Source organism: Vibrio sp. A1-1 (assembly GCF_021728175.1).
Classification (GTDB): domain Bacteria; phylum Pseudomonadota; class Gammaproteobacteria; order Enterobacterales; family Vibrionaceae; genus Vibrio; species Vibrio diabolicus.
Map to the genome: position 1 here is coordinate 706,275 of NZ_JAKKCL010000001.1, position 25,182 is coordinate 731,456.

A 25,182-nucleotide genomic window follows, 5' to 3' on the forward strand; every position below is an offset into this window, starting at 1 on the left:
TTCCCTCGCGCAGGTACAAACCTGCGCGATTTTTTCTCAAAAACTCAATACTCATAAGAAAAACTGCGTCACCCTGCACGCTTTACAACTAACTTTCTTGTCAAAGAAAAAAAACTCGTTAATTTTGTTAATTCTATCTAGTTGAACTTCTTATCCGTTTTTAACGAGAACCTCGGCAGCGAAGTACATTTTAGAACTGCCCTTTATGAGTTGTAATCTTATCCATGTTTAAATTCTACAAAAAACAGAAATTTAAGCGCCTTCAGAGTACACTGATGACCGCATTTCTGGTGCTCAGTATCACACCTCTTACTATTACTGCGATCTTTTTCCTACAGTCCCACAGTAAAGATCTGCAAGAGCAAAGCACCTCACACTTGTTGTCTGTTAGAGATACAAAACAACAGCAAATTATCGACTACTTTGAGGCGCGGGAAACTGAAGTCATGGGCTTTGTGCGCTCTGAACTGGCTTACGCCAGTGGTGGTCGATTCTACGGTCTCGTCAATGCTTTTAGTCGTTTAGGCAATGACATTGAAGAATCTCGTAAAAATGCCCAACAGCGCTACATTGAAGGCAGCGGAGATCAAATCAAAACGTCAACGTTACCCGAGTCTTCCAACTATGTCGGAAGTGAACGTTACCGACTCTTACATAAACGTTACCACTGGGCCTACTTGGAGCTCCTCAAGCGCTCTGATTTTAATGATATTTTGCTGGTCGATATCAACGGTAATGTCACCTACTCGATCAACAAAGACGATAACTACGGAACAAACTTATTATCAGGCCCCTACAAAGACTCAGCACTTGGCAAAACCTTCAAGCGTCTAGCTGATGACGTCACTGAACGCCGTAAGGTGAATGAAGACTACACCCCTGTGATTGTGTCTGATTTCGAACTGGAAGGTGGTAAACAAGTCGCTTGGTTAGGTGCTCCAATTGTTCAGCAAGGCTACCTACACAGCTATGCTATGTTCCGCTTACCAAATAATGGCATCACGAAGTTAGCCGCAGACGCCAACCGAGAGTCATCCATTAATACCTTACTGGTTGGAAATGATCACCAACCTCGCACAATTAACACCAAGCAAGATGACATTAAGAACAGCTTAGAAGTGATCGATAAAGCACTCTCTGGTGCATTTGGCGTCGGCACTTACACGAACGGTTTAGGTGAAGAGATCATCGCTGCTTATGCACCGATTGAAACGCGTGGTGTTATTTGGGCACTCGTCGTGCAATTACCAGAAAACGAAGCTTTCGCTCGTATTCATCAACTAGAAAAACTGTTTGTTATCGCCATGCTGATCGCCATCATTCTAGTGGTAATCGCTTCCCATTATTTATCAAACTTTATTACTTCTCCGTTGCTGAAGTTAACTTGGGCTGCCGAAAAAGTGTCTGCCGGAGATCTTGATGACACCACCTTTAATACGGTTCGCAAAGATGAAATTGGCCGTCTTGCGCTGAGTTTTGAACGAATGCAACGCTCTATTCGAGAGAAAATTCAAACCATTAAGAAGCAAAATGAAGAGCTCGAGAGCAACATCCAGATCATTCAAAAACAAAATGATGAACTGCAATTGGCCGACAAACTTAAAGATGAGTTCTTAGCCACCACTTCTCATGAACTTCGCACACCATTGCATGGCATGGTCGGAATCGCTGAGACCTTAGCGTCCGGCGCTAACGGTGCTATCCCTGCTAGCCAAAAATATCAGCTTGATATCATCATTAAAAGTGGGCAACGTCTCGCAAACCTTGTTGATGACTTATTGGATTATCATAAAATGCGTTACGGAAGCATGGATATCCAGAAGTCAGCGGTGAGTTTAGCCAGTGCAACGCGACTGGTACTAGAGCTTTCCAGTCATTTACTTGGAAATAAAACCATCCGTATCATCAACCAAGTACCAGCGGACTTGAAAGCGGTGTCTGCCGATCCTCAACGCCTTGAACAAGTGTTATATAACCTGATCGGTAATGCGATTAAGTACACCTCAGAAGGTAAAATCGTTATCTCCGCCAATGTGGTTGATGATCATGTTCGTGTGCAAGTTGTGGATACTGGGCAAGGTATTCCCGCAGAACATCTTGAACATATTTTCGAACCACTTATCCAAGCAGGACAAGACGCAAGTCGCTATCGTCAAGGTGCAGGGCTCGGGCTTTCGATTAGCCGTCAATTGATTGAGTTGATGGGTGGCTCGTTATACGTCAGCAGCCAGCCTATGGTCGGCACCACCTTCAGTTTCACGTTACCACTTGCCAGTGAAGAAGAGATCCAAACAACTCAAACCCTTGCAGCGCACGGACACTTCCAGATTCCTGAAATCGATGTAGAGAACAATGAAGACTTATCACTGCCAGAGAATCCAGACGGCCCGTTATTGTATGTCGCTGACGATGAGCCAGTAAACCTGCGTGTGCTTGAGAGCTTCTTACGTTTAGAGGGCTATCGCGTACGTACCGTCTCTGATGGACCAGAAACATTAGCACTCGTTGAGCAGGAAAAACCGGAACTCCTATTATTGGATATCATGATGCCAGGCATGAGCGGCTATCAAGTCTGCAGTGAATTACGTGAAACTTATGACCATGCCGAGCTACCTATCATTATGCTCACCGCGCTTAGTCAAACAGAAGATCGTGTGCGAGGCTTTGAAGCAGGAGCCAACGACTATTTATCTAAGCCATTGAATAAACAAGAGCTAGCTGCGCGCATCCAAGCGCACTTAACGGCAAGCCAAGCTGAAATGCGCCATATGGAGAATAAAATACTTGAATCTGAACTTCGCCAACGAGCGGCTGTAGAGGCAAGCTTATTAGAAACTCAAGGGCGATTGTTGGAACAACTGGAATCGGCTCCTGAAGCGATTATCTGTTTACGTGAAGATAAACGTATCCGGTTTGCTAATGAAGCTGCCTGCAAACTATTCAAGCGTAACTTAGAACAATTAAAACGTTCATCTGCCGATGAATTGATTGCACCTAAGTATCTGACCGTCAAACAACCTCATTACTGTGGCAAGATTGATATCTATATTGAAGATATTCGTCAAAACATCGAAGCAGACATTCTTAAACTACCTGAAGGCTCAGGCTTAGATGTCATGTATATCTTTAATGTTGGCGGAGGAGCCAATGCCGCTCGCATACACAACCTAGAAACCGCCGTAGAGGTGCTTTCAAGTTATGCTTTTGATGGCGATAAAGACCAGTTGCAGAAGCTGAAAGAACTCGGTGGAGAGTTTACACGCCTTGCAGACAAAGCGCTTGGTAACAAAAAAGACAAACAAGAGCTAATGCGAGAAATTCTGGTCGACGCAATGACACACGCCTTAGAGTATTGGGAGTCAGTCACTGGTGAAAGTAAATTCGCATTTGCCGAACAAAGTGGCTTATGGCGCGTTTATCTTGACCGTAGCACTCTGCAAACACGCACTTTGGATAAATACATGCGTATAGAAACTCTGCCGAAAACGCCACGTTGGAGAACGGTATTGAGCTCGATAGAATTCATCCTTGAACACTGTAAAGAACAGAGTCCTGAGCGTGCGTACATCGAAGCTCAACGAGATAAACTACAGCGACTGTTGACCAGCTAATACCTATCAAAAAAACTAGCCCAGCGCATACGCTGGGCTTTTTATTATCCAAGCCTTCTCTTTCTCTAAAGACGAACAATACAGCGACTCTCTACCGTTACCACATTAAAATGCCGAATAAGCCTCTGGACAAAGTTGTCCATGGCAGGCATTCCAAACATACGCTTCTATCGCTCTAACCTGCCCAAATTAGGTTGAGTCGAGCGAATAAAACACTTCATTTTCACAATAAAAAAAGAGCAATAAATGAGAGAAAACTGTCGATAAAAGAGACTATTTTTCAGATAACAAACGGTTTTTAACCAACAATTGACAGAGATTGCGAACTCAATCACAACAGAACGGCAGATTAATTTTTAGCTAATTAATTAACACATTTTCTGCATGTGAGCGAGATCTCCGAACTAGGAAGAGAATCATAAGGCTTTTATTTTAAATAGATTATAGGTTAGCAATTACTAACACTCACTATTAACAAGGATATAAACTGCGACGCATATCAACGTTTATTTTTTGGTCTATCTCTAGTCAAAATTAGCCAAAATAACGTTTATAACGGAGAGTGACGATATTTTAACGTTTTTAACGAGAATCGAGTTTGATTATTTTATGGATAAAGTGTTTTCTTACTCCTGCCTAAGGCCTACAGGCCACTCTTGGCGAAACTCAATGTTGTAATGAGTAATGCATAAACAAGAGGTAGGTCTTGGAGAGTGTTTATCAATTGATGACATTCAATTCCATTTAGTGAAATGAAAGCAAATAGTAAGGAACAGCTATGCTTGCCAATATTAAAAAAACAGCACTAGCAACAGCAATTATTGCAACGGCTACTACAGGTTTTGCATCGGTAGCTACTGCGGCTGAACGCAGTGAACTGACTATCCACCCTAAAGAGTTTACAACTTTCGTTCGTAACTTTAACCCTTTCTTGGGTGCAACTAACCTGCACACAACAACCGACTTTATTTACGAGCCGCTCGTTGTTTTTAACGAAATGCACGGTAACACGCCAGTATTTCGTCTAGCAGAAAACTTTACCATGGCTGATGACCTAATGAGCGTGACCTTCGATATTCGTAAGGGCGTAAAATGGTCTGACGGCAAAGCGTTTACCGCTGATGACGTAATTTATTCTTTCAACCTAGTTAAAGAGAAACCAGAGCTAGACCAGTCTGGTATCAACTCTTGGGTTACTGGCGTAGAGAAAGTTAACGACTACAAAGTTAAATTCCGTCTAAGCGAAGCAAACTCAAACGTTCCTTACGAAATTGCGAAAGTACCAGTTGTACCTAAGCACGTATGGAGCAAAGTGAAAGATCCAGCAACATTCACAAACGAAAATCCAGTAGGTAGTGGTCCATTTACCGAAATCGACACTTTTACACCGCAACTATACATTCAGTGTGAGAACCCTAATTACTGGGATGCTGATAACCTAGATGTAGACTGTCTACGAGTGCCACAAATCGCGAACAACGACCAATTCTTGGGCAAAATCGTTAACGGTGAAATGGACTGGACGTCTTCATTCGTACCAGACATCGACCGCACTTACGCTGCAGCAAGTCCGAATCACCACTACTGGTACCCACCAGCGGGTACTCAAGCGTTTGTAGTGAACTTCAAAAACCCAGACGCGGCTAAAAACGAAGCACTTACTAACGTTGACTTCCGTCGTGCGTTCTCTATGGCGCTAGACCGTCAAACGATTATCGACATTGCATTCTACGGTGGCGGTACAGTAAATGACTTCGCTTCAGGTCTAGGCTACGCATTCGAAGCTTGGTCTGACGAAGAGACGCACAACAAGTACAAAGGTTACAACACATACAACGCCGAAGGTGCGAAAAAGCTTCTTGCTAAAGCAGGCTTCAAAGATGTAAACAAAGATGGCTTTGTAGATACACCATCAGGCAAGTCTTTCGAGCTTCTCATTCAATCGCCAAACGGTTGGACTGACTTTAACAACACTGTACAACTAGCTGTTGAGCAACTAGCAGAAGTAGGCATTAAAGCACGTGCTCGTACTCCAGATTTCTCGGTATACAACCAAGCAATGCTAGAAGGTACATACGACGTTGCTTACACCAACTACTTCCACGGTGCGGATCCACACTTGTACTGGGACAGCGGCTACAACTCGAAGCTACAGTCTGGTGACGGTATGCCTCGCTTTGCAATGCACTTCTACAAAAACGATAAGTTAGATGGTCTTCTTAACAGCTTCTACAAAACCGCTGATAAGCAAGAACAGCTAGAAATCGCTCATGGTATCCAGAAGATCATTGCTCAGGACCAAGTAACCATTCCTGTGCTATCTGGCGCGTACATGTATCAATACAACACAACTCGCTTCACTGGTTGGTGGAACGAAGAAAATCCTAAGGGCCGTCCAAACATTTGGGCTGGTATCCCAGAGCGTCTACTTCACGTACTGGACCTAAAACCAGTTAAATAAGTAGAAGTTCATTTCAAGCGGCATACATCCCGTGTGCCGCCTATAAAAATCCCTTGTTAACGAAACCAATATGTGGCGCTCGTCGTCAGGGGATTTTTCGCTCTAAATTTCGCTAGGAGCGACCTGAAACCAGAAACAGGGAAAAAATCTGGGTGAGTAAGGTGTGAGTTATGGGTTATTTTTTAAGACGTTTGTCGTTCTATCTTGTCGCGCTCTTAGTTGCAGCGACGTTAAACTTTATTATTCCGCGAGCAATGCCTGGTGACCCAGTCACCATGATGTTTGCTAATGCTTCTGTACAGGTGACGCCAGAACGAATCGCAGCAATGAAAGAACTGCTCGGTTTCGTTGATGGGCCGATTTACATTCAGTACTTTTCGTACATTAAAAACATTCTAAGTTGGGAGCTAGGGACATCAATCCAGTTCTACCCACTTTCAGTTAATTCTTTACTAGGTAGCGCATTTGGCTGGTCACTATTTCTAGCTGGTACTGCGGTTGTACTTTCTTTCTCCATCGCTTCTGTCCTTGGTATTTTTGCCGCCTGGAAGCGCGGTAGTAAGTACGATGCATTCGTAACGCCTGGTACATTGATCATTCAAGCTATTCCACAAATGGTTATCGCAATGTTAGCGCTGTTTACCTTTGCGATTGGCCTGAAATGGTTCCCATCTGGCTATGCTTACACGCCAGGTACTATTCCTGATTGGACAAGCTGGGAGTTCATCAAGAACCTGGGTTACCACGCTGTACTCCCTCTATTCTGTGCAACCATCGTTCAGATCGGCGGCTTCCTCGTCAATATGCGTAACAACATGATCAACCTTCTCGCCGAAGACTACATCACGATGGCGAAAGGCAAAGGGCTGAGCGAGAACCGTGTCGTCTTCAATTACGCCGCACGTAACGCGCTACTTCCAAGTGTAACCGCGCTATCTATGTCTTTGGGTATGGCCATTGGTGGTCAATTGATCATCGAGATGATTTTCAACTACCCAGGTTTAGGCACCGTGCTACTTAACGCAATTCACGCTCGTGACTACCAAGTACTTCAAGGTCAGTTAATTATCATGACGATGTTCATGCTGTGCTTCAACTTAATGGCTGACATGCTGTACATGATTCTAGACCCTCGCCTACGTACGGGAGGCAAATAATCATGAAAGAACTATTCAAACTTATTTTAGGTAACTCATTCGCTCGAATCGGTCTTGGTATTGTTACCGTATTCGTATTCGTTGCGATCGCAGCTCCTTTACTTACGAAACATGCGCCAGACAAGCGAACCGGTAATCCACACGAATACCCTAGCTTTGTCGTAAAACAAGCGCAAAATAATCCTGATGGCTGGGTAGCTAAAAATCTAGCAGATGATCGTCGTACGCTGATTATGTCGAAAAAGGCTGATCACGTTCTGGGAACTTCACGTATGGGTCGTGATATTTGGTCACAAGTGGCTTACGGTGCTCGCGTATCGCTAGGTGTCGGCTTTGGTGCTGGCATCATCGTATGTTTCCTAGCGACGGTCATTGGTATCTCGGCAGGTTACTTCGGCGGCAAAGTGGATGACATATTGAGTGCAGCGATGAACATCATGCTGGTAATCCCTCAATACCCATTACTCTTTGTACTGGCAGCCTTTATTGGCGAAGCAGGTCCACTCACCATTGCCTTGATTATCGCTGGTACCTCTTGGGCGTGGGGCGCACGTGTTGTCCGTTCTCAAACCATGGCTCTGCGCGAGAAAGAGTTTGTGAAAGCCGCTGAAGTATTGGGCGAGTCTTCATTCCGCATCATCTTCGTTGAAATTTTACCAAACCTAATCCCGATTGTCGGTGCAAGCTTCATCGGCTCAGTAATGCTCGCTATCAATACTGAGGCTGTAATCTCGTTCTTGGGCCTGGGCGATGCCAACACCATCAGTTGGGGCATCATGCTCTACAACGTGCAAACCTCATCAGCAATGTTGATTGGCGCATGGTGGGAAGTCTTAGCACCTTGTATCGCCTTAACTCTTTTGGTGACCGGTCTTGCTCTACTTAACTTTGCCGTTGATGAAATTGCTAACCCACAGCTTCGTTCTCACAAAGGCATGAAACGCTGGAAGAAACTGGCAGAGAAAGACAAGAAAGAGCGCGCGCCTGAAATGGCACCACAAAATGCACTATGGAGCGGAGATAAATAATCATGACTGCACCACTAATTTCTATCCGTAACCTATGCGTAGATTACATCACAGATGCGGGTGATGTCCGCGCCTGTAACAACGTTAGTTTTGACATTGCGCCTGGAGAAGTCTTTGGCCTGGCTGGTGAATCTGGCTGTGGTAAATCCACAGTTGCTTTCTCGCTCATGCGTCTTCATAAGCCGCCAGCATTCATCACTGGTGGTGAGGTCATCTTCAACGGTGAAGACATCATTAAGTACAGCGATGAACGTATGCAATCATTCCGCTGGAGCGAGATGTCGATGGTGTTCCAAAGTGCAATGAACGCATTAAATCCGGTGCTTACGATGGAAGAGCAGTTTTGCGATGTCATCATGCGCCACACCAACATGACACGTGAACAAGCGAAAAAGCGCGCCGAAGGATTGTTGGAAATCGTTGATATTCATCCAAGCCGCTTGAATGACTACCCACACCAATTTTCTGGTGGTATGCGCCAGCGCTTAGTCATTGCGATTGCTCTGGCTCTCAATCCAAAGATGATCATCATGGATGAGCCAACGACGGCACTCGATGTTGTGGTTCAGCGTGAAATCTTACAAAAAATCTATGCACTGAAAGAAGAGTTCGGCTTCTCGATCCTTTTCATTACCCACGACTTGTCACTCATGGTCGAGTTCTCGGATCGAATCGGCATTATGTACTCCGGTGAGTTGATTGAAGTTGCCCCTTCTAAGCAAATTCTGGAAAGTCCTTACCACCCTTACACCAAAGGTTTGGGTAGCTCTTTCCCTCCACTAACTGGTCCTAAAACCAAATTAACTGGTATTCCAGGCAACCCTTTGAACCTATTAGAGATTCCTCAAGGCTGCCGCTTCCAAGCTCGCTGCGACCGCGTCCACGAAGCTTGTACACGAGTACCAACTCAGCTGCGTCAAATTGAACCTGGTCGTTTTTCAAATTGCCACTTATACGGCGACACGATTGCTCAAGCTAAGGTTTAACAACAAAAAATAACGCTAGCTAAGAACAAAATTACACTGGAGAGAATTATGAGCAAACAACTCGGCGAACTGCTGATTGAGGGTAAACATGTCGTTAAGGACTTCCCGTTAAATAGTAACTCAATCAAGCAGTCAAAAATGCGCGCGATCAACGACGTGTCATTCAAGATGTACAAGAGCCGCGGTTTGTCAGTAGTAGGTGAATCAGGCTCTGGTAAATCTACTACCGCTAAAATGATTGCAAAAATGTACGCACCTACCGAGGGTGTAATCGAATACAGAGGTCGTGATATCCAAGATATTACCTCTCGACATGACTTGATGACATACCGTGAAGGCGTACAAATGGTATGGCAGGACCCATTTGGCTCACTAAACCCTACACACAATATCTTTCACCACATTGCTCGCCCGTTGCTAATCCATAAAAAGATTGCACCAGGCAACAAAAAGGAACTGGAAGAGCGTGTGTATGACCTACTAGAACAAGTTGGTCTGATTCCGCCAAAAGAAACCGCACAAAAGTTCCCACATCAGCTGTCTGGCGGCCAGCGTCAACGTGTAAACCTAGCTCGTAATATCGCTGTAGGTGCAGAAGTGGTATTGGCAGATGAGCCAACATCAATGCTGGACGTATCAATTCGTGCAGGTGTTCTTAACTTGATGGAAGAGATGAAGTTCGAGAAACAAATGTCTCTGCTTTACATCACTCACGACATCGCAACGGCGCGTTACATTGCTGAAGATCTCGCGGTCATGTACGTAGGTCACATGGTTGAATGGGGCGATACTGAAGAAATCATTCACGATCCTCAACACCCATATACGCAACTGTTGGTATCTGCGGTTCCAGATCCATCGAAGTCTATTCACGAGAAGCTGAAAGGCAACAAAGGGGAAATCCCACTTTGGACACCAGAATCTGTCGGCTGTCCATTTGCAGGACGTTGTGTACACGCTACCGACAAATGTCGCGAAAGACTACCGGGCGTCACTCAACTGTCCGACAACCACTTTGTCCGCTGTTACTTATTTGAAGATTAATCATAACGAGGGTCAGGTTCAGCCTGGCCCATTCCTGTTTTTATCGTTTCCCGGAGACATTGAATGCTGCTACTGACTAACCACATTGGTTATGAACGTCTGGGTCCCAAAAAAGCCATTATCCAGACCGAACAACCACACTTGTCTTCTTACACCGCTCAATTGATTTGTGCCACTAGCGAGCAAACCGTGGCAACTTTTGCGGTTGAAGAACAGGGTAAAGTGGCGAACTGGCATCAGGGCTATTTCTACCTCATCGACTTTTCATCTTTCACAGATTCAGGCGACTATTTCCTGCAAGTGGAAGATTCGCGTTCTTCTTATTTCACTGTTGGCGAACATATTCTGTTAAATCAAACCCTGTCAGATGTGATCCACTACTTCAAATCACAACGTTGCGGTGGGGTTTTCGATCAACAAGATCGACAAGTGCCAGTGCTCAACGCCAATCAAACAGTTGATGTTCACGGTGGCTGGTACGACGCATCTGGAGACGTTAGTAAGTACTTAAGTCATCTTTCATACGCTAATTATTTGAACCCTCAACAAACTCCAATGGTGGTTTGGAACATACTAAAAGGGCTTTCATTGCTTGAAGGAAGCGAAGACATTGCAGCCTTCACACGCACACGTCTTATTGAAGAAGCCCTGTTCGGTGCAAACTTCCTTGTTCGTATGCAAAACGAAAAAGGCTTCTTCTACATGACGGTCTTTGATAAGTGGAGCAAAGATACTGCGCAACGAGAAATCTGTGCCTACGAAACGCAACTTGGTCACAAATTTGACGACTACCAAGCAGGCTTTCGACAAGGTGGCGGTGTCGCCATCGCAGCTCTGGCCGCGGCGTCGCGTTTAGGTGTTCACGGCGAATACGATCAACAGAAATACCGCAACGCTGCTGAAAATGGTTACTGGCACTTAAAAGAGCACAATACGCAGTATCTCAATGATGGTGAAGAAAACATTATCGACGAATACTGTGCGCTACTAGCTAGTGTAGAACTGTTTAAAGCCACCAAAGAAACTCGCTACTTGGAAGAGAGCCGTTTGTGGGCACAACGCTTAGTTGCCCGCCAAATGAGCGACGAGCAGATTCAACACTTTTGGTCTGCAAACCAAGACGGCAGTCGTCCATACTTTCACGCAGCTGAAGCTGGCCTACCCGTTATTGCCTTGTGCGAATATCTATCAATTGAAGACGACTCCGTACAGACAGAATCTGTAAAACGCATCGTTAACCGAGCGTGTGAATTTGAGATCAAAATATCGAATAAAGTGACCAACCCATTCGGTTACCCTCGCCAGTATGTTAAAGGCGTAAATGAGTCAAAACGCGATGCATTTTTTGTCGCACACAACAATGAATCCGGCTATTGGTGGCAAGGCGAGAATGCTCGATTGGGCTCACTCGCGACCATGGCGTATCTTGCTCAACCGCATATAGCGTCGCAAGAAATACAGCAACAACTTTCCGTGTTTGCTCAAGATGCATTGAACTGGATTGTAGGCTTAAACCCATACGACATGTGCATGCTTGATGGCCACGGTCGTAACAACCCTGATTACCTTCCTCAATATGGTTTCTTCAACGCTAAAGGCGGTGTGTGTAACGGAATCACTGGCGGCTTTGAAGACGAGGAAGACATCGCATTTAACCCACCAGCACAAAAAGACGACATGTTACAAAACTGGCGCTGGGGCGAACAATGGATCCCGCATGGCGCTTGGTACTTACTCGCGATAATGAGTCAAGCTCAGCATATTTCTCAGTTGGCAACCTCTAAAAATATTAAGGAACAATAATCATGGGGATGTATTTTGTTGGTATCGATGGTGGCGGCACGTCATGTCGAGCCAGGATTAAAGATTCACAAGGTAATTTTCTTGGCGAGGCCAAAAGCGGCAGCGCCAACATAATGCTAGGCGCTGAAATTGCAATGGCTTCGATTCTTGAATCCATCACTTCAGCTGCCGAGCAAGGCGGCCTGACACAACAAGATTTCGCATCGATGCACGTCGGCTTAGCCCTTGCAGGTGCTGAGCACAAAGCATCTTGGCAAGCCTTCATGTCTCTTCCTCATCCGTTTGCCAGTATGACTCTTAATACTGATGCTTACGGCGCGTGCGTTGGTGCACACAATGGCGAAGATGGCGCAATCATGATCGCAGGAACAGGCTCTTGTGGCATCTATCTTAAAGGATTGGAGCAGCACGTTGTCGGTGGTCGCGAATTCCCGATTTCGGATCAAGGTGGCGGCGCAGTGATGGGGCTTCGCCTAGTTCAACAAGTTTTGTTAGCAGAAGATGGCATCAGAGAGAAAACGCCTCTAGCACAACACGTCATGGCGCATTTCGAAAATGACGTTGATAACGTGGTGGCTTGGTCTAAACAAGCGCTTCCTCGTGATTATGGGCAGTTTTCTCCTGCAATTTTCCAACATGCAGAACAAGGTGATGCACTGGCAATTGAAATGCTGAAACAAACTGCAGCTGATATAGAAATGTTTCTCGTGGCATTAAACAAGCGCGGCGCAACGCGTATTTGTTTAATGGGCAGCATTGCTGAACGTATTTTACGTTGGCTTTCGCCACCCGTTCAGCAATGGGTTGTTGAACCACAGTTTGACGCGATTGAAGGCGCAATTATGTTTGCAGGTAAGCCTGAACACAACCTTTACTCGCTCAATGCGGCGTAGGAGTAGATATGGAATATCGTGTTGATCTCGTCGTCCTATCAGAGCAAAAGCAAAACTGCCGTTTTGGACTGACGTTTCATAATTTAAGCGATCAAGATCTCCACAATTGGAGCCTGATTTTTGCTTTTGATCGCTACATTCTGCCGGATAGTATTTCGAATGGTCAGCTCAAGCAAATTGGCAGCTATTGCACTCTCAAACCAGAAGGGTTGGTGCTGGCAGCTAACCATCATTTTTACTGCGAGTTCAGTATTGGTTCGAACCCATTCCGTTACTATTCTGATGGATTCAATGAAGCCTTGGTCAACTTTGAAGTCAACGGCAACCTTCAGCGAGCTCAAGTCGATGTCACGCCGATCGTATTGGCTTCACCGTACCGTGAACGTAGTGAGATCCCTTCCAGCTTGACGCATGCGCAGCCTTTATTGCCAAAACCAAACCATATAGAAGTCAGCGATCACTGCTTTAGCTTTAATCATCAAGCTGGCGTTGCGGTTTATTCAAACCTAGCCAATTCAGCTAAAGAGTGGTTACTTGAAGAGCTTAAGCGCATTCATCAATTTGAGTTCGCATCAGACAATGGCAGTCAGATCATCTTCAAAGGCAACCCAACCTTGGATGAAGGCGCTTACAAGCTGAAGGTAGCAGAAGAGTCGATCAAAATTGAAGCAGGCTCTTCGTCTGGTTTTACCCATGCTTGTGCAACGTTATTGCAACTGATCAAAGTTGGCGATCAACCAGCCTCAATGGAAGTGGTTTGCTGTTCAATCAAAGACCGACCTCGTTTTCGTTACCGCGGTATGATGCTAGATTGTGCTCGCCATTTTCACTCCGTTGAGCAAGTCAAACGTTTGATCAACCAGTTGGCTCACTACAAGTTCAATACATTCCATTGGCACCTTACCGATGATGAAGGTTGGCGAATTGAGATCAAATCATTGCCTCAACTAACCGATATTGGTGCATGGCGTGGGCTGGATGAAACCAATGAGCCACAGTACACGCACCTTGCTGAGCGTTACGGCGGTTTTTACACTCAAGAAGACATCAAAGACGTGGTTGCATTTGCTTCTAAACGAGGCATCACTGTTATCCCTGAAATCGATGTACCAGGCCACTGCCGAGCTGCCATCAAGTCGTTACCACACCTATTGGTAGAAGCAGAAGATACCACCGAATACCGCAGCATTCAGCATTACAACGACAACGTCATTAACCCAGCTCTGCCGGGGAGCTATGAGTTTATCGATAAAGTGTTGGAAGAAGTCTCCGCGTTGTTCCCTGCCCCTTATGTTCATATCGGTGCGGATGAAGTACCTAACGGCGTATGGTCAAAAAGCCCTGCATGCCAAGCACTAATGGAACAACTGGGTTACAGCGACTACAAAGAGTTGCAAGGGCACTTCTTGCGTCATGCCGAAGACAAACTGCGCAAACTTGGCAAGCGCATGCTGGGTTGGGAAGAAGCACAGCATGGCGACAAAGTCAGCAAAGACACAGTGATCTATTCGTGGTTAAGCGAAGAAGCGGCGTTGAACTGCGCGCGCCAAGGTTTCGATGTGGTGCTACAACCTGCGCAAACCACCTACTTAGATATGACCCAAGATTACGCACCAGAAGAACCGGGCGTGGATTGGGCTAACCCATTGCCGCTAGAAAAAGCTTACAACTATGAACCACTCGCTGAAGTGCCAGCCGACGATCCAATACGTAAACGCATTTGGGGCATTCAAACAGCATTGTGGTGCGAAATCATCAACAACCAGTCTCGTATGGACTACATGGTCTTCCCGCGCTTAACCGCAATGGCAGAAGCATGTTGGACAGACAAGCAACACCGAGACTGGACCGACTATTTATCACGTTTGAAAGGACACCTACCGCTGCTTGATTTGCAGGGAGTGAATTACCGTAAACCGTGGAAGTAATACAGAGCTGATGTAGAAGCATCACGCTTGAAGAGTTTTTAAATTTTGGCTGCAGACGCAGCTTTGTAAAAAGGAAATACACAAATGAAATACGGCTATTTCGATAACGAGAATCGTGAATACGTCATTACTCGCCCTGATGTACCTGCTCCTTGGACCAACTACCTAGGTACAGAAAAATTCTGTACCGTTATCTCGCATAACGCAGGTGGCTATTCGTTCTACAACTCTCCAGAATACAACCGTGTTACTAAGTTCCGTCCAAATGCGACATTCGATCGCCCAGGACACTACGTTTACCTACGTGATGATGAGACGGGAGATTACTGGTCAATCTCTTGGCAACCAGTTGCCAAAAGCCTAGACGAAGCGAACTACGAAGTTCGTCATGGTTTGTCGTACTCTAAATTCAAGTGTGAATACAGCGGCATTAGCGCAACCAAAACGCTCTTTGTACCAAAAGGCGAAGATGCAGAAATTTGGGATGTGGTCATCAAGAACACCTCTGACAAACCGCGTACGATCAGTGCATTCTCATTTGTTGAGTTCTCGTTCAGCCACATTCAATCAGATAACCAAAACCACCAGATGTCTCTCTACTCTGCTGGTACGTCATACAACGAAGGTGTGATTGAATACGACCTGTACTACAACACTAACGATTTCGAAGGCTTCTACTACCTAGCGTCAACGTTTGATCCAGATTCATACGACGGTCAACGTGATAGCTTCCTAGGTCTATACCGCGACGAAGCAAACCCACTAGCAGTAGAACAAGGTAAGTGTTTTAACACCGCACAAACGTGTTACAACCACTGTGGCTCTCTGCACAAGCAATTTACTATCCAACCAGGAGAAGAAGTTCGCTTTGCTTACATTCTAGGTATCGGTAAAGGCAACGGTGAGCGTCTACGTGCTAAGTACCAAGACCTTGCAGAAGTCGACAATGCATTTGCTGGCATCAAAGCACACTGGGATGAGCGTTGTGGCAAGTTCCAAGTGAAATCGCCAAACGAAGGCCTAGACACCATGATCAATGCTTGGACGCTATACCAAGCAGAAACATGTGTGGTTTGGTCTCGCTTTGCTTCGTTCATCGAAGTGGGTGGTCGTACTGGTCTTGGTTACCGCGATACGGCGCAAGACGCAATTTCCGTTCCTCACGCGAACCCGAAAATGACTCGTAAGCGCATCGTTGATCTACTGCGTGGTCAAGTAAAAGCAGGTTACGGCCTACACCTATTCGATCCTGATTGGTTCGATCCTGAAAAAGCAGATGTTAAACCATCTAAGTCTCCAACGGTTGTTCCTACTCCGTCCGATGAAGATAAGATCCACGGTATTGAAGACACTTGCTCTGATGATCACCTATGGCTAGTACCAACCATCTGTAAATACGTGATGGAAACCGGTGAGCACAGCTTCTTCGACGAAGTGATTCCTTACGCGGATGGCGGTGATGCAACCGTGTATGACCACATGAAAGCTGCGCTAGACTTCTCAGCTGAATACGTGGGTCAAACGGGCATCTGTAAAGGTCTACGTGCCGACTGGAACGACTGTCTAAACCTAGGTGGCGGCGAGTCTTCAATGGTGTCTTTCCTACACTTCTGGGCGCTACAAGAGTTCATCGACCTTGCAAAATACCTAGGCAAAGAAGCTGACGTTGAGAAATACACCGAGATGGCAGCAAACGTGCGTGAAGCGTGTGAAACACACCTTTGGGACGAAGAAGGCGGCTGGTATATCCGTGGTCTAACGAAAAATGGCGACAAGATCGGTACTGCACAACAAGCAGAAGGTCGAGTACACCTAGAGTCAAACACGCTAGCGGTTCTGTCTGGCGCGGTTTCTCAAGAGCGCGGTGAAAAGGCAATGGACGCGGTCGACGAGAACCTCTTCTCTGAGTACGGCCTGCACCTAAACTCGCCATCATTCGCTACGCCAAACGATGATATCGGCTTCGTAACTCGCGTTTACCAAGGCGTAAAAGAGAACGGTGCAATCTTCTCGCATCCAAACCCATGGGCTTGGGTAGCTGAAGCGAAACTGGGTCGTGGTGACCGTGCAATGAAATTCTACGATGCACTCAACCCATACAACCAGAACGACATCATCGAAAAACGTATTGCAGAACCATACTCATACGTTCAGTTCATTATGGGTCGTGACCACCAAGACCACGGTCGTGCAAACCACCCATGGTTAACAGGTACATCTGGCTGGGCTTACTTCGCTGTGACCAACTTTATCCTTGGTGTGCGTACCGGCTTCGATGGTCTGACTATCGATCCATGTATCCCAACGGACTGGCCGGGCTTCGAAGTGACTCGCCAATGGCTAGGTGCAACGTACAACATCAAAGTCGTTAACCCAGACTCAGTAAGCAAAGGCGTGAAGTCGATTACTGTGAACGGTAAAGCAGTAAATGGTGCCTCTGTACCAGTTCAAGCGGAAGGTTCAGTAAACGAAGTGATCGTAACACTAGGTTAATCGCTTCAAAACGTCCCAATTCACTTTTGCTTTTTAGCTTGTGCATTGGGCTCGCTAGCAAAATTTTAAGGCGCGGTGTATTGCCGCCCTTATTGAGGTTCGAATCATGATCAAATTTGGTACAGGCGGTTGGCGCGCATTCATCGGTGAAGAATTCACTAAAGATAATGTTCGTTTGGTTGCTCAAGCAGTTGCAAACATTACGAATAACGAATCTGTTGCTGATCGCGGCTTTGTCATTGGCTATGACCGACGTTTTCTGTCTGACAAAGCTGGCCGTTGGTTTGCCGAAGTTTTAGCAGCAAACGGCATCGTCGTTAGCTTTATCGATAAGTTTGTTCCAACGCCTATCGTAATGTTTAAAGCGAAGGAAATGGGCTGCGCTTACTCTGCATGTATTACGGCATCGCACAACCCGGCCGATTACAACGGCATTAAAGTCTTCATTGAAGGCGGTCGTGATGCAGATGAAATCATCACCCAAAAAATCGAATCACAAATCGATACGCTCACTGCACAAGATGTAAAAAGTGTCGATTTTGAACAAGCGGTTGAAGATAAGCTGATTCAAATTATCAACCCGATGAACGAATTCGTAGATTCGATCATTAACTTTATTGATATCGAGTCGATCAAAAAAGCCAACCTACGCGTTTTGATTGACCCGATGTTCGGTGTTGCAAAAAATGCGCTGCAAACCGTATTAATCAATGGCCGCTGTGACGTTGATGTGATTAACGATGGAAAAAACCCAGACTTCGGTGGGTTAATGCCTTCGCCAAGTGCTGCAACACTCTACCGTTTGATGCACCTAGTAAAAGAGCAAGGTTACGATATTGGCATCGGTACCGATGGCGATGCGGACCGTCTTGGTATTATTGACGAAAAAGGTAACTTCATTCATCCGAATGAAGTCCTGATTCTACTTTATTATTACTTATTGGAGTACAAAGGTTGGACAGGTTCCGTGGTACGTAACATCGCGACGACTCATCTTCTTGATAAAATTGCTGAAGACCACGGTGAAAAATGCTTTGAGGTACCAGTAGGCTTTAAGCACATCAGTTCTCAAATGGAAGCGGATGACTCACTGATCGGTGGCGAGAGTTCTGGCGGTCTAACCATTCGTGGTCACATCAAAGGTAAGGATGGCGTCTTCGCATCAAGCCTATTGGTGGAAATGATTTCAGTAACAGGCAAGAAATTGTCTGAGCTACTGGATGAAATCTATGGCAAGTACGGCTACGCGTACATGGCAGAAGGTGATTGCAAGTTCAAACCGGCGCAAAAAGAAGTCCTGTTCAACAAAATTTATATTGAAAAGCAGTTGCCTGAGTTTGAGTTTGAAATCGAAAAAGTCAGCTATGAAGATGGTGCGAAAGTCTACTTCAAGAACGGCGGTTGGATCATCGCACGCTTCTCTGGTACTGAGCCGTTACTACGTATTTTTGCAGAAATGCACGATAAGGACACTGCGGAACGTGTTCTTCAACAGTTTAAAGACTTCTTATCTTTATAACTGACCTTGTGCCCGCTTCGAGCACAATGATGAGAGTCGACGCTGTCTGAAAAGGCGCTCATCAACAGGAGAAGAGCACTTGCCCGGCATCACTGCCGGGCTTTTTTGTATCAACAAATCGAGAATGGATTCGCAATCCCTTATGCAGAGACATTAAGCGAATGCCAGCACGCCCTGCGTTTCAATTTTCACAGCAACAGACTCACCAATATTTAATGCCTGCGATGCTGTAGCCAACAAACGGTCGCCATTCGCATCAATCACGTAACGGCAATGGTCGCCCATAAAGTGCTGCTCCAGCACCGTTACTGAGCTCTCTTCATCGGATTGAATTTGCACATGTTGCGGCCTTAGCAACAAAGAGCATTCAGACTGCACTGGGATCTCTTGTTGGGCTGTGGCTTCAACCACACCCAAGTGGGTTTCATATTCTGAATCCGAAACTCGTTTAGCGGCCAGATAGCTACCACCACCTAAGAAATCCGCAACAAACTTACTTGAAGGCTGGTAGTAAAGCTCAGATGCCGTACCATACTGCTCGATAACACCATTGTTCATCACTGCCATTTTATCCGCGAAGGCAAAAGCCTCTTCACGGCTATGCGTAACAAAAATGGCAGTCACGCCTTGCGCCTTAAAAATCTTACGGATCTCACTTATCAGCTCATGGCGAACTTGCGTATCAATATTAGAGAACGGCTCATCCAGCAACAATAAGTCTGGGCTGTAAGCTAATGAGCGAGCAATCGCAACACGCTGCTGCTGTCCACCAGACAACTGATGTGGATAACGATCGCCATAGCCTTGCAAATGCACGAGCTCGAGCATCTCTTGAACTTTGCCATTTTTCTCTTTTGTCGAGTAATGCTTTAAGCCAAAGGCAATATTTTGCTCCACCGTCAGGTGAGGAAAAAGCGCATAATCTTGGAAAATCATCCCGATATTACGCTGTTCTGGTGGCAACCAGTTCTCCCCATCATCAATCGTGACGCAATTTAAGCTCATTTCGCCTGACGTTAATGGCAATAGCCCTGCAACGGCTTTTAATAGTGTTGTTTTTCCGCAACCACTTGCACCTAGTAAACAGACAATTTGCCCTTGTTCCACCTCAAGAGATAATGATTCGAGTACGGTTTGATCATCATATTGGCAAGTTAGGTTTTTAATTGATAATGCGCAGCTCATCAGTGATTTTGCTCCAGTGAACGGTTAACAACAACAAGCGGGATCAACCCAACAAGAACCAACAGAACCGCAGGCAAAGCGGCCAATTCTAAATGCTCATCCGAGGCGAAGTTATAAACGTATGTGGCTAGTGTTTCAAAGTTAAATGGACGAAGTAATAGAGCCGCATTGAGCTCTTTCATCGACTCGATAAACACTAACAGAGCCGCAATCAGTGCACCACGTTTAACCAGCGGAAAGTGCACACGCCACAGCATGGCATTAGGCTTACAACCCATGGTGCGAGACGCCATATCTAACGAAGGCGAAATTTTATTTAAATTACTTTCGATACTACCAATCGCCACCGCTGAAAAGCGCACAACCATGGCAAAAACCAGGGCGAACATGGAGCCAGAAAAAATAAGTCCCGGTCTTCCCCATTCCATGGCTTTAGCAAGGTCGTTGACGCGGTGATCCATAAACAGTACTGCGACCATCACACCAATCGCTAATACGGTTCCTGGCACTGCATACCCCATCGAAGAAAGACGCATAAATGCCAAGCTTTCGCGTTTGCCATTGACGCGATGGGTAAAGTTAACGATCAGTGCGACAGCAACACCAATAATGGCGGCAATAACCGACACGACCAAACTATTCCATGCGTATTCACGAAACTCGGGGGTCCAACTCTGCGCAAAGTAAGTTATCGCATAATCAATCAGCTGTAGTAATGGCAAAATAAACGCGACCGAAACCAAGCCCCAACACCAAACCAGCGCGGTCCACTTTTTCCAGCCCGTCAACTCATAACGAAAATCTTCGTGACTGTTAAATTGGCTTTGAAAAAGCTTTTGTTTACGACGACTGTAGCGTTCGGCACTGAGAAGCAATACTACGATGACGAGCATCATGGCAGAAATCTTGGCTGCTGCATTAAGATTAGAGTACCCCAACCAAGTATCGTAGACCGCTGTGGTTAACGTATTCACAGCGAAGTAACTTACAGTACCAAAGTCACCGATAGTCTCCATTGCCACCAGCGACAAACCCACAGCGATAGAAGGTCGCACTAGTGGCATCGAGATGCGCCAAAAGCTTTCCCATGGAGAGCATTTGAGCAAACGCGCGCTTTGCAACAAAGAGACATTTTGCTCCATAAATGCAGCTCGACACAGCAAATACACGTAAGGGTACAGCACTAAAGCCAACACAAAGGTCGCGCCAGGCAAGGTGCGAATATCAGGGAACCAATACTCGCCAGGTCCCCATCCGGTTACATCACGCAAAAAGATCTGAATCGGCCCTGCAAAATCAAACCAATCAGTAAAAATATAACCAATGATATAACCTGGCATCGCAAGAGGTAGCACCAATGCCCACTGCAACCATTTTTCGGTCGGCAGTTTACACATGGCCATTATCCAAGCGCTTGGTATACCAAGAATTAAGGACAACACCATTACGCCAATAGTGAGCGCAACCGTGTTAAAAATATAAGTCGGCATGACTGTCGCCATTAAATGGGCAAACAAATCATCCGTTTCACCAATTGCGGTGTAGAAGATCGCTAAGATCGGCAAAACCAGTAACAGAGTTATTACCCCACTACTGGTTTTCCATAAAGAGTGTTTATCTTTCATCGCCTAATTACTGCAAGGCTGTATGAAATACAAATGCTGTTGCAAATACATCTCATATCCTTTAATCAAATGGGGGTACTGTTATACCCCCACAAGGAATTAAAGGTCAAATTTCACTTCGTCTAATAGCTTAATTGCCGCTTCGTGGTTGGCTGCAATATCGTCTAGAGAAAGCTTGTCTGCTTTAAAGTCACCCCAAGATTCCACAAGTTCAGAACGCTTCACGCCTTCTTTAACAGGGTACTCGTAGTTAACTTCTGCGTACATCTGCTGCGCTTTGTCACCCGTTAGGAATTCCATTAGCTTCACAGCATTGTCTTTGTTTGGAGAGTACTTCGCCATCGCCATACCAGAGATGTTTACGTGAGTACCTGTAGTCTCTTGGTTAGGGAAGTTGATGTAAACTGCATCTGCCCAAGCTTTTTGCTCTTTGTCGTTAACCATTTTACCTAGGTAGTAGCTGTTACCTAGAGAAACATCACATAGACCTTCTTTGATCGCTTTAACTTGTGCACGATCGTTGCCTTGTGGTTTGCGAGCAAGGTTTGCTTTCACGCCTTCCAACCACTCTTTGGTTTCTGCTTCGCCATTGTGAGCAATCATTGCTGAAACTAGAGAAACGTTGTACGGGTGCTTACCGCTACGAGTACAAATTTTACCTTTGAACTCTGGCTTAGCTAGATCTGCATAGTTGAAATCTGCGCCTAGTTTACCTACGCGATCACGTGAAGAGTAAACACTACGTGAGCGTAGAGTTAGGGCAAACCACTCATTCTCTTTATCTTGGTATTGAGCTGGTACGTTTTCTTCAATGATTTTGCTATCTACTTTCTGAACTAAACCTTTGTTTGTCAGTTCAGCTAGACGACTGATGTCTGTCGTAAGGATAACGTCAGCTGGGCTGTACTCGCCTTCTTGAGCTAGCTTTTCTGCTAAGCCTTTTTTAGCAAATTTTACGTTTACTTTGATGCCAGTTTCTTTAGTGAACTCGTTGAACATAGGTTCAACTAGGAAAGGTTGACGGTAAGAGTAGACGTTCACTTCTTCAGCAGCCATTGCTGTTGGAGCTAAGGTTGCGCAAGTTAATGCTGAAAGAGTTAGCAGTTTTTTCATTGTTTAATCCTTTACCATGCTAATGATAACGTTTATCAGTTGCGTTATTATATGTATGTTCAATAAGAAGACAATGACAAATATTAAAAAACCTGCTCATCGGAGCAGGTTTTTATATGTTGAGAGTGTAACTATTTATTACAGGCTATTGATTACTTCACAGTGACAAATTCTGGGTACGCACCGACGCCACAATCATGCATGTCCATACCTTCCATTTCTTCATCTTCCGTGACGCGAATTCCAACGGTTGCTTTCAAGATAGCCCACACAACTAGGCTGGCACCAAATACCCAAGCAAAGATAACGACAGCACCTAAAAGCTGTGCACCGAATGTAGCATCGCCGTTACTTAGTGGCACAACCATCAAACCAAAGAAGCCACAAACACCGTGCACTGAAATCGCACCGACTGGGTCATCAATTTTTAGTTTATCCAAACCAATAATGCTGAATACGACTAGCGCGCCAGATACTGCACCGATAGCAACTGCATATAATGGCGATGGTGATAGAGGATCTGCAGTGATAGCAACCAAGCCAGCTAGCGCACCATTGAGAATCATCGTTAAGTCCGCTTTGCCCCAAGTTGTTTTACATACAAATAGCGCCGCAATAGCACCTGCAGCAGCTGCTGCGTTGGTGTTTAGGAAGATCTGACCTACCGCTGTTGCATTCTCAAAGTCTGAAACCATCAACTGAGAACCACCGTTAAACCCAAACCAACCAAACCAAAGGATGAAAGTACCTAGTGTTGCCAAAGGCATGTTTGAACCTGGAATCGGGTAGATTTCACCGTTTTTGCCATATTTACCTTTACGAGCACCAAGCAATAACACACCAGCGAGAGCTGCAGAAGCACCAGCCATATGTACGATACCTGAACCTGCAAAGTCGCTAAATCCAGCTTCTGCTAGGAAACCACCGCCCCATGTCCAATAACCTTCCATTGGGTAGATAAATGCGGTCAAAATCGCAGAGAAAACCAAGAAAGACCAAAGCTTCATACGTTCAGCCACCGCACCAGAAACGACGGACATTGCAGTTGCAACGAAGACGACTTGGAAGAAGAAATCAGACTCTAGAGAGTGATCAGCCCCTTCTCCTTGGGTACCAATCAGCGCACCAAATGAAGGTAACCAGCCTCCTTCTCCGTTGTCGACATACATGATGTTGTAACCAACGATTAGAAACATCGTACATGCAATTGCGTACAAACAGATGTTCTTCGTAAGAATTTCTGTTGTGTTCTTAGAGCGCACAAGACCAGCCTCTAGCATCGCAAAACCAGCTGCCATCCACATTACCAACGCACCGGAAATGAGGAAGAAAAAGGTGTCAAGTGCGTAACGTAACTCGGTTACTGTTGTTGTTAATTCCATAATAAGTTTCTCCAATCCCTTGAATTCTTAAAGTGCTTCTGCGTCCATTTCGCCCGTTCGGATACGCACCGCTTGGTTCAGGTCGTAGACAAAAATTTTACCGTCACCAATCTTTCCTGTTTGCGCAGCTTTTGTAATCGCTTCAACCACTCGCTCAACATTATCCGCGTGAGTAGCGATTTCAATTTTCACTTTTGGTAGGAAATCGACCTGATACTCAGCGCCGCGATACAGTTCCGTGTGGCCTTTTTGACGACCAAACCCTTTAACTTCTGATACCGTCATCCCTTCGATACCGACGTTAGCCAATGCTTCTCGCACATCGTCTAATTTAAACGGCTTAATAATGGCATTGATTATTTTCATTCAATTCTCTCCGAAGCTTTCATCCTGAAACACTTCTAATAATCCAATCTACGTGCCAAGTTTTTAAGTCATTGAATAATAAAAACTAACGTCAATTTACATATCTATAAACAAAAAGGGCGCACCATATCGGTGCGCCCTTTTCACAAATTTAAAGCAACAGAAGGAAAGTTACCCAAAACTGTGCACTAAATGTTCAAAAAGTCTTTCCATCGCTCGATAAGAATCATGAAGTCCTCTATTCCACAGCTTGCTGTACTTTCTGCATTGTAGAAATCGAATTCACTTTCCATCTCAACATCATGGTCATGGGCCAATGCGTTTTCTTGCACTAGGACTTCATCGCCCTGAATCATCAAGCTAATTTCTGTACCTGTTAGGTTATGCTCTTGAGAAGGCGCTGAAAATGACTGCTCAATTAGCTTTTCAACCTGAGCAATCTTCATAGGATCTTTGCCAATTTCTTCTTGTAGCCAGCGCCCAACAATCTCATGCCCCATGCTGCATTTTACGTAGTACTCGCCCATCAACGTGTTACGGATGAATTCAAATTCCATCGAGATTGCCTTTTCGTATCAATTTGGTGCG

At 45.4% G+C, this 25,182-nt stretch carries 17 protein-coding genes; 11 read left to right on the top strand and 6 right to left on the bottom strand.

Translation table 11 applies throughout. From position 1 onward, the window contains the following. Window positions 1-224 precede the first annotated feature (224 nt). The 11 genes from L3V30_RS03260 to L3V30_RS03310 all read left to right on the top strand — a co-directional run bounded on the left by L3V30_RS03260 (window position 225) and on the right by L3V30_RS03310 (window position 18,923). On the top strand, window positions 225-3,611 hold the full coding sequence (locus L3V30_RS03260) for an ATP-binding protein (protein WP_237308307.1): 3,387 nt from the start codon (window positions 225-227) through the stop codon (window positions 3,609-3,611). Window positions 3,612-4,389: 778 nt separating this feature from the next. Continuing rightward, a complete protein-coding gene (locus L3V30_RS03265) occupies window positions 4,390-6,072 on the top strand; it encodes an ABC transporter substrate-binding protein (protein WP_237308308.1) in 1,683 nt (560 codons plus the stop codon). A 170-nt stretch (window positions 6,073-6,242) separates the two neighbouring features. Then, window positions 6,243-7,229 (top strand): ABC transporter permease, encoded by a 987-nt coding sequence (locus L3V30_RS03270; RefSeq protein WP_237308309.1) that lies wholly within the window; start codon window positions 6,243-6,245, stop codon window positions 7,227-7,229. Window positions 7,230-7,231: 2 nt separating this feature from the next. After that, a complete protein-coding gene (locus tag L3V30_RS03275) occupies window positions 7,232-8,257 on the top strand; it encodes an ABC transporter permease (RefSeq protein ID WP_005394707.1) in 1,026 nt (341 codons plus the stop codon). 2 nt (window positions 8,258-8,259) lie between these two features. Continuing rightward, window positions 8,260-9,243 (top strand): ABC transporter ATP-binding protein, encoded by a 984-nt coding sequence (locus tag L3V30_RS03280; RefSeq protein ID WP_005394709.1) that lies wholly within the window; start codon window positions 8,260-8,262, stop codon window positions 9,241-9,243. A gap of 48 nt (window positions 9,244-9,291) precedes the next feature. Continuing rightward, window positions 9,292-10,287: an ABC transporter ATP-binding protein gene (locus tag L3V30_RS03285; RefSeq protein ID WP_237308310.1), complete on the top strand. Its 996-nt coding sequence runs from the start codon at window positions 9,292-9,294 to the stop codon at window positions 10,285-10,287. A gap of 63 nt (window positions 10,288-10,350) precedes the next feature. Next, window positions 10,351-12,090 carry a glycoside hydrolase family 9 protein gene (locus L3V30_RS03290; RefSeq protein WP_237308311.1) on the top strand — a complete coding sequence of 580 codons (1,740 nt, stop codon included), beginning with the start codon at window positions 10,351-10,353 and terminating at the stop codon, window positions 12,088-12,090. 2 nt (window positions 12,091-12,092) lie between these two features. After that, window positions 12,093-12,983, top strand: a complete 891-nt coding sequence (locus L3V30_RS03295; protein ID WP_114323607.1) for an N-acetylglucosamine kinase — start codon at window positions 12,093-12,095, stop codon at window positions 12,981-12,983. An 8-nt stretch (window positions 12,984-12,991) separates the two neighbouring features. Beyond that, on the top strand, window positions 12,992-14,911 hold the full coding sequence (locus tag L3V30_RS03300; protein WP_005494033.1) for a family 20 glycosylhydrolase: 1,920 nt from the start codon (window positions 12,992-12,994) through the stop codon (window positions 14,909-14,911). Window positions 14,912-14,995: 84 nt separating this feature from the next. Continuing rightward, window positions 14,996-17,404, top strand: coding sequence for a N,N'-diacetylchitobiose phosphorylase (locus tag L3V30_RS03305; RefSeq protein ID WP_237308312.1), 2,409 nt, complete (start codon window positions 14,996-14,998; stop codon window positions 17,402-17,404). A 106-nt stretch (window positions 17,405-17,510) separates the two neighbouring features. After that, window positions 17,511-18,923, top strand: coding sequence for a phosphoglucomutase/phosphomannomutase family protein (locus L3V30_RS03310; protein WP_237283982.1), 1,413 nt, complete (start codon window positions 17,511-17,513; stop codon window positions 18,921-18,923). A gap of 153 nt (window positions 18,924-19,076) precedes the next feature. Here the strand turns inward: L3V30_RS03310 and L3V30_RS03315 are convergent, their stop codons facing one another. The 6 genes from L3V30_RS03315 to L3V30_RS03340 all read right to left on the bottom strand — a co-directional run bounded on the left by L3V30_RS03315 (window position 19,077) and on the right by L3V30_RS03340 (window position 25,151). Next, entirely contained in the window at window positions 19,077-20,108 is a 1,032-nt protein-coding gene (locus L3V30_RS03315; protein ID WP_005396732.1) for an ABC transporter ATP-binding protein, read from the bottom strand. After that, on the bottom strand, window positions 20,108-21,733 hold the full coding sequence (locus L3V30_RS03320) for an iron ABC transporter permease (RefSeq protein ID WP_005396731.1): 1,626 nt from the start codon (window positions 21,731-21,733) through the stop codon (window positions 20,108-20,110). Before L3V30_RS03320 ends, L3V30_RS03315 begins: the two co-directional genes overlap by 1 nt. A gap of 99 nt (window positions 21,734-21,832) precedes the next feature. Continuing rightward, the gene (locus L3V30_RS03325; RefSeq protein WP_005386566.1) at window positions 21,833-22,846 is read right to left on the bottom strand and encodes a Fe(3+) ABC transporter substrate-binding protein; all 1,014 of its coding nucleotides are present in this window, start codon (window positions 22,844-22,846) and stop codon (window positions 21,833-21,835) included. Window positions 22,847-22,998: 152 nt separating this feature from the next. After that, on the bottom strand, window positions 22,999-24,228 hold the full coding sequence (locus tag L3V30_RS03330) for an ammonium transporter (RefSeq protein WP_046875065.1): 1,230 nt from the start codon (window positions 24,226-24,228) through the stop codon (window positions 22,999-23,001). Window positions 24,229-24,255: 27 nt separating this feature from the next. Beyond that, window positions 24,256-24,594, bottom strand: coding sequence for a P-II family nitrogen regulator (locus L3V30_RS03335; protein ID WP_005396729.1), 339 nt, complete (start codon window positions 24,592-24,594; stop codon window positions 24,256-24,258). 188 nt (window positions 24,595-24,782) lie between these two features. Next, a complete protein-coding gene (locus L3V30_RS03340; RefSeq protein ID WP_012841428.1) occupies window positions 24,783-25,151 on the bottom strand; it encodes a YacL family protein in 369 nt (122 codons plus the stop codon). Window positions 25,152-25,182 lie beyond the last annotated feature (31 nt).

What these genes read in the sequence shown, in the direction of transcription:
- L3V30_RS03260 (WP_237308307.1), top strand. Translation starts at nt 225, where the DNA reads ATGTTTAAATTCTACAAAAAACAGAAATTTAAGCGCCTTCAGAGTACA.
- L3V30_RS03265 (WP_237308308.1), top strand. Translation starts at nt 4,390, where the DNA reads ATGCTTGCCAATATTAAAAAAACAGCACTAGCAACAGCAATTATTGCA.
- L3V30_RS03270 (WP_237308309.1), top strand. Translation starts at nt 6,243, where the DNA reads ATGGGTTATTTTTTAAGACGTTTGTCGTTCTATCTTGTCGCGCTCTTA.
- L3V30_RS03275 (WP_005394707.1), top strand. Translation starts at nt 7,232, where the DNA reads ATGAAAGAACTATTCAAACTTATTTTAGGTAACTCATTCGCTCGAATC.
- L3V30_RS03280 (WP_005394709.1), top strand. Translation starts at nt 8,260, where the DNA reads ATGACTGCACCACTAATTTCTATCCGTAACCTATGCGTAGATTACATC.
- L3V30_RS03285 (WP_237308310.1), top strand. Translation starts at nt 9,292, where the DNA reads ATGAGCAAACAACTCGGCGAACTGCTGATTGAGGGTAAACATGTCGTT.
- L3V30_RS03290 (WP_237308311.1), top strand. Translation starts at nt 10,351, where the DNA reads ATGCTGCTACTGACTAACCACATTGGTTATGAACGTCTGGGTCCCAAA.
- L3V30_RS03295 (WP_114323607.1), top strand. Translation starts at nt 12,093, where the DNA reads ATGGGGATGTATTTTGTTGGTATCGATGGTGGCGGCACGTCATGTCGA.
- L3V30_RS03300 (WP_005494033.1), top strand. Translation starts at nt 12,992, where the DNA reads ATGGAATATCGTGTTGATCTCGTCGTCCTATCAGAGCAAAAGCAAAAC.
- L3V30_RS03305 (WP_237308312.1), top strand. Translation starts at nt 14,996, where the DNA reads ATGAAATACGGCTATTTCGATAACGAGAATCGTGAATACGTCATTACT.
- L3V30_RS03310 (WP_237283982.1), top strand. Translation starts at nt 17,511, where the DNA reads ATGATCAAATTTGGTACAGGCGGTTGGCGCGCATTCATCGGTGAAGAA.
- L3V30_RS03315 (WP_005396732.1), bottom strand. Translation starts at nt 20,108, where the DNA reads ATGAGCTGCGCATTATCAATTAAAAACCTAACTTGCCAATATGATGAT.
- L3V30_RS03320 (WP_005396731.1), bottom strand. Translation starts at nt 21,733, where the DNA reads ATGAAAGATAAACACTCTTTATGGAAAACCAGTAGTGGGGTAATAACT.
- L3V30_RS03325 (WP_005386566.1), bottom strand. Translation starts at nt 22,846, where the DNA reads ATGAAAAAACTGCTAACTCTTTCAGCATTAACTTGCGCAACCTTAGCT.
- L3V30_RS03330 (WP_046875065.1), bottom strand. Translation starts at nt 24,228, where the DNA reads ATGGAATTAACAACAACAGTAACCGAGTTACGTTACGCACTTGACACC.
- L3V30_RS03335 (WP_005396729.1), bottom strand. Translation starts at nt 24,594, where the DNA reads ATGAAAATAATCAATGCCATTATTAAGCCGTTTAAATTAGACGATGTG.
- L3V30_RS03340 (WP_012841428.1), bottom strand. Translation starts at nt 25,151, where the DNA reads ATGGAATTTGAATTCATCCGTAACACGTTGATGGGCGAGTACTACGTA.